Below are 14,818 nucleotides of genomic sequence, written 5' to 3' on the forward strand. Positions count from 1 at the left end.
TTATTATCTTATAAAAATGTTAATTTTATACAATTACTATTATTAAAACATTATAAATCATAAATGTTTTGACCTTTGTTGAGTACGGTTTCATACTCAATTTCCTCAAACTGAGTTAATTTCCCCGGATCCATCTTAGATACGATAACCGTAGCAACTTTTACGCCATTATTTTTTGATATTTTTTTTGCACTTTTATCAGAATATCTTGTAATTAAAACAGAATTTTCGATTTTATTTTGAAAGTATTTGTTGTAAGTATCGAAATCAAGCACTGACTCTACAGTTGCGAAATTTATAGCCTCTAATGAGAATAGTTCACTACTATATACATAAGATTCTTCATTTTTTAACTCTGGTTTTCTTTTAGTCATTTTAATTTTACTAAAGTTTTGATAACATATCAGTAAATACAGCATAGAAGATATGAGTAATAAATTATTTAATGTAGCATGCTTCTCTATTGAGTTTATATAGTCATGCTTTAAAGCTTGGTAACTTTTATTCCATGGATAATTTGGTCTTTTTTCTTTAATCTTGTCACCACTACTATTAGTTACTAATACATTTTTTAAAGTATGGTAGAAAGGCATATAGTATTTGAATTCTTTTTTTGTTATAGATGATGAATTAAGAGTTAGAATAACGAGTCTGTTCTGTAATTTCCAGTCATTTAGCAATTTAAACAGGCAGTCATGATCATAAAATACCTTATCTCTTGCCCCTTTCCCACCGTTCTCAAAGTATAAATCCTTCGCAATAGATTCTATTTGATTTGCACATTCGAGTATAAGGTTTGCAATTTTTAATGAGTGAACATTACTCGATAGATTTTCATCATCAAATGAAATTTGGTAAGACAATTCAACAATCTGTTTTTCAATTTGCATATAATTAACTTTATAAAAATTATTATTCCTCATAGACTATTTCCCTTCGTCAAAATTATAACATAAAGATAAAAAACAGGGAATTGAGCAACATACAACTTTAACTAAAAACACGTTTCTATTAATATATTAAAGTTCATATCATCCAAGGTCCAAGGTGACACTTGTAAGTATCACCTTTATTATTAGTCCTAAAATTTATAACAAAAAAGCCCGCTGGGAACGGGCTTTAAAACAGATTTCTTAACTACTATTATATCATAGCCCTTTAGGGGACTTTTTATTTGTTTTGTATTTTGTAATGCTATAAAACTGAACTTGCGAGACTATTTTTCACGATATCCTCGCATATAATTTTTCATATATTCAGGATTCTTTGTTTCCCATTTTTTACGAACTTTCTTACGAGCTTCTTTTCTACATTCTTCGCTACAATATCTTGCTTGCTTGGCTGTATTGAACAAATTTTTGCAAGTTTTGCACCGAATAACGCTCATTTTTATCCCCCCTTTCTGCTTGTTAAACACATACACGAGAAAAAATGTACAGTGACGGCGTGAAGTACGGAGTTACCCAGAGGGAGGGGACTATGCCCCCCATAGTTTCTTTAAAAATATTTTCAGATTTAAAAAATAAAATTAATAAATAATAAATTAATATAAATATTTTTTTATTATTTATAAACCTTTTAGTAAGTTGCTCAATGCTTGCTTAGTTCGTTCCGTCTTGTCGGTATCGACTCCGTGCTTGCTTTCATATTCAGATTCAATCTGTTGCATAGCTTTTTGTTTAGCGGCTTCAATTTCTTTGTCACGCTTTAACTTATTATCATTGTAATTTCTTTCGGCAACTTGTTTCATCAATCCATTAATCTCATCACGTTCGGCGTTCGCCTTATCTCTCATCTTGTCAAAGGCTTCTTTGCTCCGCTGTCTGCTCGTCTCCTCTCGTTCTTTGCGTTCAATCTCTGCGCCTTTTCGGATGTCCTCAACCCAATTGCCTGTATGTTGTTTGCTGTTGTCTTTGATTGTTTCTGTCATGGTGTCCCTCCCCCCTTATTATGCGTTCATATCATCAAGAAATGTGTTGCCAAGATATTTAAAGTTATAAACATTTCGGACTGAGTTGTTTCGTTTATACTCTACCGCTCGCGTTATTCTGGTACCGTTTGACGCGACTAAACAGTCAGCGTCTTTATAAACATCATACTGCGCAATACGTAACAACTCATCAGCTTTATGGTAGACCGCATTAGATTCATCAGCCAATGCCTTAAGTTCTGCCATTAGCTTAGCGCCCTTAATATTCAACTCATCTTGTAACTTATCGGCAGCCTTTTGAATATCTGAGACCAATTGATTATAATCATCTTTGGTCACTAATGGAATGCTTTCCAATTTGTCTAACTGCTTTTGATACAATTCAATAGCGTGTTGAGACGTTGAAATATTCCCCTTGGCTTTATCATAAGCTACTAAGTCAGCGGTCTCCTCGGCTTTGATTAATTCCTCATTAGCGATTTTCAAGGCTCTTTCCGCTTTTTCTTTATTATTTTTAAACTTCTCAATTTCCAATAAATTACCGTCTTTTTGATTGATAAGTTCTGATTCAATTTCTTCAAATGTTTTCATTGTGGTTTCTCCTGTATTTATTTGTTAGTAAATATATATTATAATCGGAACTATTGATAGCCCCTGTAATTCCCTATGTTTATTGGGTTGATAGCTGTTTTTATAAGTTAGTTAAAACAACTGATTTTGGTGGGTGTCTTACCCTCATTATTTCTCCTTTATTATTCTGGTACTGTACCAAGTGGCCCACGTTTTGCGACTTTAATCGCCACAACATGACTTCCATTAAATACGGTAGTGCCTAGTTTAAATAACTGGTCAGGGTCATCTTGCCATTTGCCAATGACTTTCATATTATCCAGTGTCTGATTAAAGACAAATGCTGATGAATCATTTACTGTATAAACCATAATTACTTTGTCGCTCATTTTTTTATCTCCCTATGTTTAAACTCGTTTTATTGAAACAATATTTTTTATGTTAAATAAATAGCCACCTAGCCACTCCGCATTTTTATCAACTAAAAGTGCATGACTAAATTTCTCAAATTCCTCTTCATCATAAGGAATATTAAATGGCATTTTTTCATTGACTGTAAAGACTACTGTCTTTGTAAAATTAAAGCTCATTATCAAACCTCTTTTTCTAAATTGGTATAGCTTTTTCTATTTGATGACTATTAGTTTCTAAAATCGTTCTCTAGACCACACTTTTTTTGCGTGGTCAACCACGTTTTTACCACGCTTATAATTCGCTTTACTAAGCCATTGACACGCAAAATACGCTTTTTTATAAATTCTCTATAATATAATATTAAAAACAATAAACTGCTCTATAATTGGTATACTTAAAATGTTAATATACAATCAATAAAATATTATTTCTTAAAATAAAAAGTGTTTTTTGCGTTTTTTGCGTGGTCATTCCTTTAATACCGCTATTTATAGCCCTTATTATTCCGTGGTAAAATCGTGGTAAAATCGTGGTCAAAGTGTGGTCATTATGGTGGCTCATACATTGTTTCAAGAAATGCGGCGACTGCTTTTGATGCTCGACGTGGATTTCCTATTGCAATTACTCTAAAAGTACGACGCTCACCCTCAAAAGTTGGTAATTTCCTTGTAGTTTCAAAATATCCAATAATATCAAGAGCTTCTTTTCTTCGTTTAGGACTTCCAGCACCGTAATAGGTTTCTTTCAATAGCTTCTGAACCTCATCCGTTTTGATTATTGTCTTGTTCCCTTTGATGTGTTCCTCAATAATATAAATTTGTACATCATCAAAATCGAAGTGATCACTGCTGAAATTGTCCATTTCCACTTGCTTAAAATTGAACTTAAATTTATTCTGTCTCCAATAGACAAATGAAGAATACAAAGCAGCGACTCCTGCAAGCGCCGTTGCTTCTCGACTGGTCTCAGATACTCGTTGTTCAGTGAATGCTTCCCAGTAGGGTGCAAAGATTGATTCACGTTCGCTATCAGTTTCCCCTTTAGGACGATTCTTAAAAGCAATGTTCACAGCCCTGCTATTCATCTCAGAAGAAAATAAGACTTTTTCATTTGAATCAATAGACAGCACACCAGTAAGATTAATATCCGCATAGTTTTGGCCAATTCCTCGACCACGATATGTACTTTCAGTAGCCAGTATTTTCAAATAACGTTCTAAACTCTTTCCAATTTCTCCTGATTCAGTCACCAGTAACATTTCCCCTCCATCAAATCCAGCCCAAGCCATTGCGGCCGTTGCCTTATTTGAGAGTTCGTCTAGGTTGACATGTTTCGTATCAAAAATGGATGAAATTACTTTATGACGCAAGCCTTTACCAGTACGTGTCCCAGATTTACTGACAAAGAACCTTGTCTTAGTAATCTCACGACATGCCACCAGCATTTGATAGATTGGCTGTAGTTGCGCATTATGCAAGCTGTCTACATCATCTATCACCATTCCTAAGTAATTAGCGTTCAAGATTGACATCTCAATTACATCAGAGAGTTGGCAATCAAACACTTTAAAATAACATTCATTGTCTTTGATAGAACAATCTTTTAAAATTATCTTTTGATGCAGATCCATTTGAAAGTCATGACAAGCAATAATGGATGCTTTAATTTCCTTAAGAGGTTTTAGCTTTATCTGTTCATCTATAAAAGATATAATTTCTACAACCTCACTAGCTGTGAAATCAGAACGCTTGCCTAATTTATATTCATGAGCAATATCCATCTCTGACAATCGTTTGAATTGTGAGGTTGAAATATCATATAAATATCCATTATGCAAAGCAAGCTTTCCAAATAGATAATCTAGGATCACATTGACAAAACGAGGTATACTTTTACTTGATTTTAATGTAACTACTTCTTTATCTTCTCCATCGTCAGTTTTTTCAGCTTTTTTATTAACTCCACCGTAGAAAATAGATACAGTATTTTGACCATTGTTTAAATGCAAACTAGGTCTTTTGATTCTTTTATTTTCTCCTGTAGACTTTACTGACAGATAAGGATATTCATAAATATCACGATGCAAGATATGGACCAAATCAAGACTTTGAGGAATCTTAGCGCCATCAATGTTTCCAAATTTTTCCCAGGGAAGATTAATCACCTTTTTTAGATTATTTTCTAACCGTTCCCATGCTTTGCGTTGTTTTTCCAAATCTCCGTAATCAGTTTTAACTTCTGTCACTTCTTCCCCCTATTCAGCCAATGAATCCATCAAGGATTCCAATTGACTTTTTTTATACCAAACAGTACGATCTCCATCTTCTAAAACCACTTGCTTTAATCCGTGTGCCCGAAGTTTAGCTAAATATGTGGTTGAAATGTTCAGTTCTTTCAATAATTCAGCTTGTTGCACATATGGGAACTCACGACTTTGTTCAACTCTTGCCTCAACTAATTTATCAACACGATTTAATACTGATTGAGTCAGTTCCTGCTCTGCTTCAAATGATAAGATACTCATGATTTCCCTCCTCGTTTAAGTCTTATATGCAACTTTGGAGCTTTAGATTCATTGACAATTAATATTTTTCTTACTTCAGCACGACTAGGTTTAACCAACCAAGTAGGTAGTATTTCTGTGCTTATAACGTCCATTTTTATAAATTTCATACTTTATCTCTTTTCTTAATTTCGGCTTGTTTTTGAAGTTTCCAACTTTGTGCAAACTCATGAGATACTTTGATACAAAGAGGTGCTTTATTTTGATTGAAAATAATTACTGTTTTTTTGTTTTTTATGCTTTTTAAAAAAACTTGATGTCCAATTTCAGAATTCATTTTTACAGAGAGAATTAAAAAATGTTTATTTTCAAAAGTTCGTGCTTTCTCTAAATCTTCTATTTTGAAAGTAGATGATTGCATTTTAAGCCTCCAATTCCACTTGATAGCCATTACCCATAAAAGTAAAGGTGGCTACGCTTTTACCATCAAAAAGTTTGTCAGTGACATCATCCACTTCAATATGGTGTCTCGATTTTGCTAAGCACTCTGTGAATAATAGCTTCGCTTCATCAATGGTTATAAATTCTGTCATTTGTGTTTCTCCTCAAATATGTTATAATTTGAGTAAAGCAAAACTCATGAAGAGCTTGCCTTACTTATAGTTTAAAAGTCGTTTTGATGGGGATCACTTACGGCTTTTTTTGTTTCCATTGTTGCTTTAATAGCAACTTTGAGTGGTTCGTAATCAGAACCAGCTTCAATCATTGCTATTGCGATACTTTCAAGCATTTTGTAACGTTCCATTTCCACCGAATCAAGGAGGTCTAGGAGCGTTTTTTCTTTTCGCCAGTCAGTATCTCTAGCTTGAATTTGCTTCTTTGTCAGTCCTGTTACTGTTGTAGCAAGCAAACTTCTAATAATCGTATGCCATGTATTACCATGTCGTGAGTAATGATTCCACTCAGAAATAGCTTGATGAAGAGTAATTCCTTTCGGCTTTTCAACTGCTCTTGCAATTTTTCTTGCATAGAGTTCCTTCTCCATTTCATCAAATCGTTTTACAAGAGCGATTTTAAAATTTCTAACTACTTCTGTATTATCTAAATAAGTAATCATCAACATGGCTTGATTTCTATTAAGTTGATAGATTTTTACTTTTTGACCTCGACTATCTGGCAAGGTCGATATTTCAAATATCAACTTACCGAATTGCTCAAAATCTTTTTTATGTTTATTGATGAGTAAACGTAACGATGTCCTTTCGATTCCTGCATATTCAGCAATAACGATATGGTTAGTCACAACTTCCGCTTTACTCATGTCAGGACTGGTTAAAAATGCTAAGTCTTTCATTATTAAATTTCTTTCTAGCGTTTAATACGCAATCCCGTATTTCAACGGCTGACTTCGTACTTTCAATTTTGCGCACGGCCAAATGCTTTTCTACTTTATGACACCTTTTAATCAAAAAAAATATCTTCAATTGTGATCTTTGGAAAAAGTGGTATTAACATATTTTTAATTTTTATTTTTTCTTTATCTCTAAAAGAAACATATCCGTTTTCCTTATTATAATAACTTTGAGAGCTTATATCTAACTCTTTTGCCATTTCGGATTGAGTTTTCCCAAGCATATTACGGTATCCTTTAATCTTATTTATATTGCTCACAATAAAATCTCCTTTCTACTTTATGACACCTATTATATCTTTTCTTATTAGTAATGTCAACAAAAATATGATACTTTTTTCTACTTTTTTGTTTTTTTTCTAAAAAATAATGTTATAATTCTATAAAAGAGGTGAAGTAATGACTAACAATATCAATAAAAAATCAGTAGGACAGCGTATAAATTCTATACGTTTATCAAAAGGTATGAATCTTGAGGAATTTGGAAAATTATTTAGTGCAGGGAAGAGTAATGTTTCAAAATGGGAAAAAGGTCAAACTTTGCCTAATGCTGATAGATTAAAGTCAATTGCAAAAATAGGTGATACTTCTGTAGAATATATTCTTCATGGAACTATGGATGAGTACATTGATACCCTTATGGATAAACTACAGATAGAGCTATCAATTGACAAAAAGATAAATAAAGAAATTACTCCATTTATTATTAATGAAATTAAGAATGTAATGTACTCCAATGCTTCTAGTTTCTTAAATACTGACCAAGCTGATAAAAAATTTGATGAAGTAAAGAAAAATACAATCAAATCTTGGTCTGATCCCAAAAGTTTGGAAAATAATATCTTAACAAATCTTAGTAGAGAATTGCGTACTAGAATCCTTGACACTATGAAATATTCGTACAAAAGTTACTATAATAACGATAATGAAGAGACAAGTGCTGGGGATTATTTAACAGAGAATTCTAGGGAAATACTTGAAAGGCTACATTCTCTAGAGGATTTCTTAGGAGCATATTTTGATGCTTTACGTTTTTTGGATGATCCCCAAATAGCATCTAATCTTGATTCACTTCGTGATTTTACAAAAAAAATAGACCAAAGAATTAAATAGTTAAAAATTTATAACTAATCAGCATAAAATTTTCATGTTCTCAATTTTGCGCACGGCCAAATGCAAAGAGGAGAATCAACATGAACAAACTAAATATAAAAGAATACAAAACAAAAGCCGGAGAGGTGCGATATATTCTCCGTGGCGCTTATATCGGTACTGATGTACTGACAGGTAAGCAAGTTCGAACTGATATAAGAGGACGCACAAAAAAAGACGTTAAAACTAAACTTCAACGTCTGCAGAATGTTTTTATTAAAAATGGATGTATGAAAAAAGAAAAGCAGTTAAAGACTTTTGCTGAGGTTACCGAATCTTGGTTTGATATGTATCAACATACAGTGAAAAGCCATTCAATAGAGATAATGCGGTCTAATCTAAACAGATATATCTTGCCAGCTTTCGGCAATACTAAAATCGATAGACTGACAACTTCTCAAATTCAGCTACAAGTCAATCGCTGGGCTGAAAATGCAGGTCAACCACTTAATGGAGCGATGAGAAGAAATAAAGGGAATGCCAAAGGGTACAAACTTCTTCTTAATGTAACTAATAGGATATTTAAATATGCGATTTCTATGGGTTTGGTCAGCTCTAACCCATGCCTAACTGTCATTGTCCCTAATGTTAAAATGGAAACCACTGAACGTGAAGTAAAGCATTTCAACAAAGAACAACTACAGTCTTATTTTGATTATATGGAGAGTTTGCCAAATACTTGGGTAAATAATGAGCTAAGAGCCATTTGTCGTTTACTGACTGCTTCTGGTTTGCGGATTGGCGAGGCCACTGCCTTATCATGGTCTGATATTGACTTCGAAAAGCAGACAATTTCTGTCAGTAAAACTACTACTGGACACCAAACAATACAAGATACACCGAAAACAAAGCATAGCAAGCGAGTAGTTATCATTGACAGCAAAACAATATCACACTTGCAACGTTGGCATTTATATCAAAAGTCATACTTTTTAAAGCTTGGCCAACCTAATCAATCACTTATTTTTCCTACAAATCAAGGTAAAATACTCGACTATCAACGGCTTAGAAAATCACTACAGGCTACTTTTAAAGCTACCGAACTTCATGATATTGGATTTCATGGCTTTCGGCATTCTCATGCATCATTATTATTGAATGCTGGAGTATCATATAAGGAAATTCAAACAAGATTAGGACATGCAAGTATAAAAATGACTATGGATATTTATAGCCATCTGGAAAAAGAAAAGGAATCTGAGGCTGTAGAACTTTTCGCAAAATACGCTAATTTTTAGAGCTAACGTTAGTAAAAACGTAGGTAATTGTATTTTAAATGAAAATAAAAAAGCTCTAAACCCTGTTAGATAGGGCTTAGAGCTATATTTTATCTTAATAAGAAATTACATCATTTTGTTGTAGAATTCGACGATAAGAGCATCGTTAATTTCTGGGTTGATTTCATCACGTTCAGGAAGACGAACAAGAGTTCCTTCAAGTTTGTCAGCATCAAATGATACGAAGTTAGCGCGACCTTTAGTAGCTTCAACAGCTTCAAGGATTGCAGGAACTTTCATAGATTTTTCGCGAACTGAAATCACTTGACCAGGTTGTACGCGGAATGATGGGATATCAACGCGTTTTCCATCAACAAGGATGTGACCGTGGTTTACGAATTGACGTGCTTGACGACGAGTAGTCGCAAGACCAAGACGGTAAACAACGTTATCAAGACGTTGTTCAAGCAAAGTCATGAAGTTGTAACCAACAGTTCCTTCTTTAACTTTAGTTGCAGCAACGTACAAGTTACGGAATTGACGTTCAGAAAGACCGTAAGTAAAACGGAGTTTTTGTTTTTCAGCCAATTGAAGACCGTATTCAGAAAGTTTTGAACGGTTGTTTGGACCGTGTTGTCCAGGTACGTAGTTACGACGTGCGATTTCTTTACCAGAACCAGTAAGTGAGATTCCGTAACGGCGTGATTGTTTCCATGATGGACCAGTATAACGTGACATAATTTATGTCCTCCAAATATTTTATTTGAAGAATATTGACAGCCTCGAATTCGTTCATTTTGCCTTCGCTTATAGCTTCAGTTACTTGACACAAGGAACATAATGACTTATCTTCCTTGACATAACAGCAAAATGTTGACGAGCTTTCTAGCTGACTGCTATATTCAACTTTTCTATTATACCAAAAATCCTTATTTTGTCAAGAAAAGCTCAATTAGAAAGCTTCACAAGAAGCGCATTTTCTCCTTTATCCCAAAACATTGATTTTTCGCTCGGATAATTTGGTAAATGTTCATATTTCAAACTAAGATTTGCTCTCAATTTTGGGGTAGGAATTTTGAAATGATAGCCTTTAATTTCCATAAAATCATAAGGTCTTAAAGACGTCAAAGGTGGGTCAAATTGGAAAAAAGATACCCTCGTAGCACCTGTAATAAAAATATCTTGAAATTTATTAAGCATTCCCTGATTTCCTGTTTGTAAATTTCCATTAAAGACAAGATTAGTTCCATTTTCCAATATATTATGCTCTCGAGCATATTTCATAACGTTTTCCGTCAAAATCTGGTCATTTTCATAAGATAAGTTCGCCTTATGAGAAAGGCTAAAAGTAAAAAACATAGAAAATAAAATAATCAGCAAAAAAAGATATTTCAGACCATTTCCTTTTCTAATTCCCAAGTATAATATTCCAGAAAAGACCGTCGAAAATGTTCCAAAATAAACACGAGGAGCAGGCCGTAAATTACCAAAAGCCATGTTAAATGTCATTATTGACCCAATCAACAGTATCAATAATAAGACATTGATTTCTTTTTTTGCTCTAAATCTTCTTATAGTAATTATCAATTAGTAATTATCAATAAAAACAGATAAGCTAAGGCAAATAGTGCAATAAATAAAGCGCCTATCTTTTGCAAATTTCCCAGTTCAGGTAATTTATTCCACATCATATAAGTTTCATTTCCATAAGAAGAATAGTGAATCATAAATGAAGCTAGAAAATAACTTAGGAAATATATAAGACTTGCAACAAGCCAACTAGGCACCATGACTTGCAAAATTTGCTGACGTTTATCTCTAAAAACGTAAAAACAAAATAAAATCATTGAAAAAATAAAGAAGACAAAAACTTGATAAATCAAAAATGAAAAAGCAAATAATAAGACAGAACCAATAATTTTAACTGAAGTTCTAAGTCTTGATAAGCTCAAATTTATTCCCAAAAGTACACAAAATACCCCTATTACAATCTGAATTGCTTGCATTTTAAAATAAAGTTGGGCATAAACCACTGGATTGCAGATAAAAACAATCGCAAATAAACTAGCCGCAAAATCCGATGACTCTTTATCATACTTATTTAAAGTGAAATAAAGATAAATCCCAGCACCAACAAGAAGTGGGATAACAATAAACGGAACAATTTGATTATTATAACGATGAATCAAAAGTTCAAAAATCCAGACCATTCCAAAACGTCCTTGCGACAAATAGCCACTTAACATCTGTCCTTGACTTTTTATCATCGTACTCGTATCAATACCGAATGTATTCTTAAAATAAGGAAAATAGGTCAATGTAATCGCACAAGTGATTATTAAAAGTGGAAAAATTTTTCTCTTAAATAAGTTCTTATTTTCTTCCATCATCGCTCCTTAGTATTGGTCTTGACAGAATGTCAAGACCTGATATACATAGTATATCAGCGATTTTTGGAATCAAAAAAACCCATCTTCAATAGATGAGTCAAGAATTTAGAAAGATAAAATTAATTATTTTTCTTCTTTTTTAGCTTCTGGTTTTGGTGCAGTTCTTACACCTACTGCGTTAAAGTGTTTTTTTCCGTTACGTTTACCAAATTTATGTGATTTATATGCCATGATGGCTCCTTTCATTTAATGCTCGCTTTTAGAGATTCCCTCAACTCACATTATCACTTGAATTTTATCATATCTTGATAACACTTTCAAGAATTATGGAAGATTAGCTAATTTTGGTATCAAAAAAACTCATCCACGAAAGATGAGTTAGGGTTAGTCGGTAATCGGGAAGACAGGATTCGAACCTGCGACACCTTGGTCCCAAACCAAGTACTCTACCAAGCTGAGCTACTTCCCGTAGCTAATATAATTTTTTTAAAGCATTCAAATAAAAAAATGACTTTCGTCATATTTTATTTATGCAAGCGGTAGGATTCGAACCTACAACCGCCTGATTCGTAGTCAGGTACTCTATCCAGTTGAGCCACGCCTGCGTTTCTCTTAAACGACTATATTAGTATACCAAGTTTCCCAAAAGTTGTCAAGAATAAACTCATTACATGCAAAAATTTAAAATAAATTAGGTTTTTGTCAGCAAAAAAAGGAATAGATAAAATACTATTCCTCTATCAATTTATCTGCCAAAATACACTTGTTGTGCTTTTGCGCCCCCATTTCGAATATCCAATAAAGTACTGACAGTCACAAAAGTATATCCTTGTGCTTTCAAATTTTGAATAATTTGTGGTACGGCATCTACTGACCACTGATGAATATCATGCATCAAAATAATCGCACCATCATGAGCATAAGTCGCTACATTTTGAACGACCGGTGCGCTTGTATGGTAACGCCAGTCATTAGTATCCACTGACCAGTTGACTGCTGTTAAATCAGTTTGGCACAATACAGAATTATTGTAACTTCCGTACGGAGGTCTAAAGAGCGTGACATTTTTCCCTGTAATCTTATTGATTAATTGATTGGCACTTTCAATTTCTTGTTTTTGTTGAGCCGGTGACAAAGTCACCAAATCTTTATGATCCCAAGTATGTGAAGCGACTTCATTTCCTAAGTCAGATTCCTCTTTAATAATATCGGGATACTGCTGAGCCTCTTTACCCAAAGCAAAAAAGGTAGCGGGAACTTTTGCAGCACTCAATGTTTTTAGTAACTGAGGAGTGGTAGTCGGGTTTGGACCATCATCAAAAGTCAAAGCAATCAATTTTTGATTTGCTAATTTATTTTTTTTCATCAGCAATCGTTCAGCCTCTTTTTGTCGTTCAACAAGAACTTGCTTATCAGTAGCGATTTGTTGAGCAAATTTTTCTTTATCTGTTTTTTCATAAGAAGCATTTAAAAGTTCAAGAGCTTGCTCTGCTTCTTTTATCGTATCTTCGGTGATATTTTGATGCTCTTTAGCAACCAGTTGACTCACTTTATCAATATCTGTCAAATATGCCAAAAGTTGAGTAATTGATTGATTTAGACTACTTTTATCTTTCTCATGGAGCTTAACAATTAGTTTTTTTGCTTCATTAATGTCGCTTGTTTTTCTGGAATTATAGGCTTTATCTTTGGCTTCTTTTGCTTCATTTACCTGCTTTTCATAAGCAATATTCTGCTTACGAACTCCTTGATCGTAATAATATGTCCCGATTCCAGCGACAACAATCAGCAGGGCTCCCATAATCAACGTCAGTTTCCAAAAGGCCTTTTTTGAACTCTTTGATCTTGCACTTCTTTTTTGACTCATTTTTCTTCTTAAAAACTCCTATATATTTCGAAAAAGTCCTATTTGTAACACCATTAATACAAAAATGTTATTTTAACTTCTATCTTTCTATAATAACATATCCCTATTCAATATTAAAGTTGTTAATTTATTTTTTTATGAAAAAATCAGATATTATTAGTTCCTATTTGCTTTAAAATCTAAAAATTGACCAATGGCTTCTACAGCAAAATCAAGCACTTCTTCATCAGCTTGCATTTTTTGAGAATGTAAAGGAGCTTCACTGTTAATCCCAAGCCAAAACATGACCCCAGGAATCTTACTCAACAGATAACCAAAATCTTCACCGGTCATTGCCGGTGCAATATCAATCAGATTTGCTTTTGTTTCATTTCTAAAAAAATCCATGAGTTCTTTTGCCAGTTTAGGATTATTTTCAACAGGAAGATAACCTCCTTGTTTGAGTTTTAAATCAATGGTCATATCAAAAGATTGGGCAACACCTTTGGCAAGTTCGGTCAAACGTTTTTGAGTCAATTCATTGACTTCTTGGGTCAAACTCCGAATGGTCCCATGCAAAAAGGCACGTTCAGCAATAATATTATTGGTTGTTCCGGCCTCCATTTTTCCGAATGTTACCACTGCTGAATCTAAGGGGTCAACATTACGGCTCACAATCGTCTGAACTTGAGTGACGAAATAAGCGGCAGCAACGAGTGCATCATTTGCCGTATGCGGAAAAGCAGCATGTCCTCCTGTCCCAACGAAAGTCAACTCAACTTCACAAGTTCCAGCAAAAAGAGTCTGTTCATTAGTGGCAATATCTCCTACTTTTAAGTCAGGTCTAACATGTAATCCATAAAATTCATCGGGGAGCCAATTCTTAAAAGCTCCACCATCATACATTAGTTTGCCACCTGCTTCATTTTCCTCCGCAGGTTGAAAAAGAAAAAGAAGATTATTCTTAGGCTGACTTTCACTCAATTTTTCAAGTAAACCAAGAGCAACAGTCATGTGAATATCATGTCCACAAGCATGCATTCGTCCATTTTTACTAGCAAATGGTAAATTAGTCAATTCTTCAACAGGAAGTCCGTCAATATCTGTGCGCCAGCCAATTGTTTTTTGGCCTTGACTCCCTTTTAAATATACCAAAATACCAGTTTGCCAAGTTTCAACTTGAATAAAAGATTTATTTTGAATAATTTGATGAATGATCGTCAATAAATATTTTTGAGTTTTATGTTCTTCAAGTCCAATTTCGGGAATTTGGTGAAGTTGACGTCGGATTTCGATTAAATTTATCATATTTGTCCTCATTACTAAGCTAAATTTCAAAAGTTTTTTTATTTATTTTACTCTTTTTTTCCTGTGAATTTCTACTT

20 protein-coding genes and 2 tRNA genes are annotated in these 14,818 nt (G+C 33.6%); 2 read left to right on the forward strand and 20 right to left on the reverse strand.

What is annotated here, in order from left to right; translation table 11 throughout:
• Positions 1–50: 50 nt before the first annotated feature.
• From LLA01S_RS10195 to LLA01S_RS10255, 13 genes are all read right to left on the reverse strand, one after another.
• Positions 51–923, reverse strand: coding sequence for a hypothetical protein (locus tag LLA01S_RS10195; RefSeq protein ID WP_061778261.1), 873 nt, complete (start codon positions 921–923; stop codon positions 51–53).
• A gap of 293 nt (positions 924–1,216) precedes the next feature.
• Complete coding sequence (locus LLA01S_RS12645) at positions 1,217–1,387, reverse strand: hypothetical protein (RefSeq protein WP_061778262.1); 171 nt, start codon at positions 1,385–1,387, stop codon at positions 1,217–1,219.
• Positions 1,388–1,567: 180 nt separating this feature from the next.
• On the reverse strand, positions 1,568–1,930 hold the full coding sequence (locus LLA01S_RS10205; RefSeq protein ID WP_061778263.1) for a hypothetical protein: 363 nt from the start codon (positions 1,928–1,930) through the stop codon (positions 1,568–1,570).
• A gap of 18 nt (positions 1,931–1,948) precedes the next feature.
• On the reverse strand, positions 1,949–2,521 hold the full coding sequence (locus tag LLA01S_RS10210; protein ID WP_061778264.1) for a hypothetical protein: 573 nt from the start codon (positions 2,519–2,521) through the stop codon (positions 1,949–1,951).
• 161 nt (positions 2,522–2,682) lie between these two features.
• The gene (locus LLA01S_RS10215; protein WP_010906212.1) at positions 2,683–2,889 is read right to left on the reverse strand and encodes a hypothetical protein; all 207 of its coding nucleotides are present in this window, start codon (positions 2,887–2,889) and stop codon (positions 2,683–2,685) included.
• Positions 2,890–2,907: 18 nt separating this feature from the next.
• On the reverse strand, positions 2,908–3,090 hold the full coding sequence (locus LLA01S_RS10220; RefSeq protein WP_003132807.1) for a hypothetical protein: 183 nt from the start codon (positions 3,088–3,090) through the stop codon (positions 2,908–2,910).
• Between the two features lie 371 nt (positions 3,091–3,461).
• A complete protein-coding gene (locus LLA01S_RS10225) occupies positions 3,462–5,159 on the reverse strand; it encodes a hypothetical protein (protein WP_032398904.1) in 1,698 nt (565 codons plus the stop codon).
• A 9-nt stretch (positions 5,160–5,168) separates the two neighbouring features.
• On the reverse strand, positions 5,169–5,438 hold the full coding sequence (locus tag LLA01S_RS10230; protein ID WP_023163720.1) for a hypothetical protein: 270 nt from the start codon (positions 5,436–5,438) through the stop codon (positions 5,169–5,171).
• Entirely contained in the window at positions 5,435–5,587 is a 153-nt protein-coding gene (locus LLA01S_RS12750; protein WP_061778265.1) for a hypothetical protein, read from the reverse strand. Before LLA01S_RS12750 ends, LLA01S_RS10230 begins: the two co-directional genes overlap by 4 nt.
• Positions 5,584–5,838, reverse strand: coding sequence for a hypothetical protein (locus tag LLA01S_RS12570; RefSeq protein WP_061778266.1), 255 nt, complete (start codon positions 5,836–5,838; stop codon positions 5,584–5,586). The genes LLA01S_RS12750 and LLA01S_RS12570 overlap by 4 nt, the downstream gene beginning before the upstream one ends.
• A 1-nt stretch (position 5,839) precedes the next feature.
• Positions 5,840–6,010 carry a DUF1655 domain-containing protein gene (locus LLA01S_RS10245; protein WP_010906219.1) on the reverse strand — a complete coding sequence of 57 codons (171 nt, stop codon included), beginning with the start codon at positions 6,008–6,010 and terminating at the stop codon, positions 5,840–5,842.
• Between the two features lie 71 nt (positions 6,011–6,081).
• A complete protein-coding gene (locus LLA01S_RS10250) occupies positions 6,082–6,771 on the reverse strand; it encodes a Rha family transcriptional regulator (protein ID WP_061778267.1) in 690 nt (229 codons plus the stop codon).
• Between the two features lie 107 nt (positions 6,772–6,878).
• A complete protein-coding gene (locus LLA01S_RS10255) occupies positions 6,879–7,088 on the reverse strand; it encodes a helix-turn-helix transcriptional regulator (RefSeq protein WP_061778268.1) in 210 nt (69 codons plus the stop codon).
• A gap of 139 nt (positions 7,089–7,227) precedes the next feature.
• On the opposite strand from LLA01S_RS10255, the gene LLA01S_RS10260 reads away from it, so the two are divergent.
• A complete protein-coding gene (locus tag LLA01S_RS10260; RefSeq protein WP_061778269.1) occupies positions 7,228–7,941 on the forward strand; it encodes a helix-turn-helix domain-containing protein in 714 nt (237 codons plus the stop codon).
• Positions 7,942–8,021: 80 nt separating this feature from the next.
• Entirely contained in the window at positions 8,022–9,218 is a 1,197-nt protein-coding gene (locus tag LLA01S_RS10265; RefSeq protein WP_061778270.1) for a tyrosine-type recombinase/integrase, read from the forward strand.
• 105 nt (positions 9,219–9,323) lie between these two features.
• Here LLA01S_RS10265 and rpsD read toward each other — a convergent pair whose 3' ends face one another.
• From rpsD to LLA01S_RS10295, 7 genes are all read right to left on the reverse strand, one after another.
• Positions 9,324–9,935 carry a 30S ribosomal protein S4 gene (rpsD, locus tag LLA01S_RS10270; protein WP_011675319.1) on the reverse strand — a complete coding sequence of 204 codons (612 nt, stop codon included), beginning with the start codon at positions 9,933–9,935 and terminating at the stop codon, positions 9,324–9,326.
• Between the two features lie 210 nt (positions 9,936–10,145).
• Positions 10,146–10,706, reverse strand: a complete 561-nt coding sequence (locus LLA01S_RS13375) for a hypothetical protein (RefSeq protein WP_232035078.1) — start codon at positions 10,704–10,706, stop codon at positions 10,146–10,148.
• Positions 10,707–10,780: 74 nt separating this feature from the next.
• A complete protein-coding gene (locus LLA01S_RS13380) occupies positions 10,781–11,584 on the reverse strand; it encodes a glucosyltransferase domain-containing protein (protein WP_251909551.1) in 804 nt (267 codons plus the stop codon).
• A gap of 398 nt (positions 11,585–11,982) precedes the next feature.
• Positions 11,983–12,056: transfer RNA gene (locus tag LLA01S_RS10280), tRNA-Pro, on the reverse strand.
• 62 nt (positions 12,057–12,118) lie between these two features.
• Positions 12,119–12,192 (reverse strand) — tRNA-Arg (locus tag LLA01S_RS10285).
• Between the two features lie 140 nt (positions 12,193–12,332).
• Positions 12,333–13,454 (reverse strand): polysaccharide deacetylase family protein, encoded by a 1,122-nt coding sequence (locus LLA01S_RS10290; RefSeq protein WP_061778271.1) that lies wholly within the window; start codon positions 13,452–13,454, stop codon positions 12,333–12,335.
• A 156-nt stretch (positions 13,455–13,610) separates the two neighbouring features.
• Positions 13,611–14,741, reverse strand: a complete 1,131-nt coding sequence (locus LLA01S_RS10295; RefSeq protein WP_011675316.1) for an N-acetyldiaminopimelate deacetylase — start codon at positions 14,739–14,741, stop codon at positions 13,611–13,613.
• Positions 14,742–14,818: the final 77 nt, after the last annotated feature.

The sequence above is a fragment of the Lactococcus cremoris subsp. cremoris NBRC 100676 genome (assembly GCF_001591705.1).
GTDB lineage: Bacteria > Bacillota > Bacilli > Lactobacillales > Streptococcaceae > Lactococcus > Lactococcus cremoris.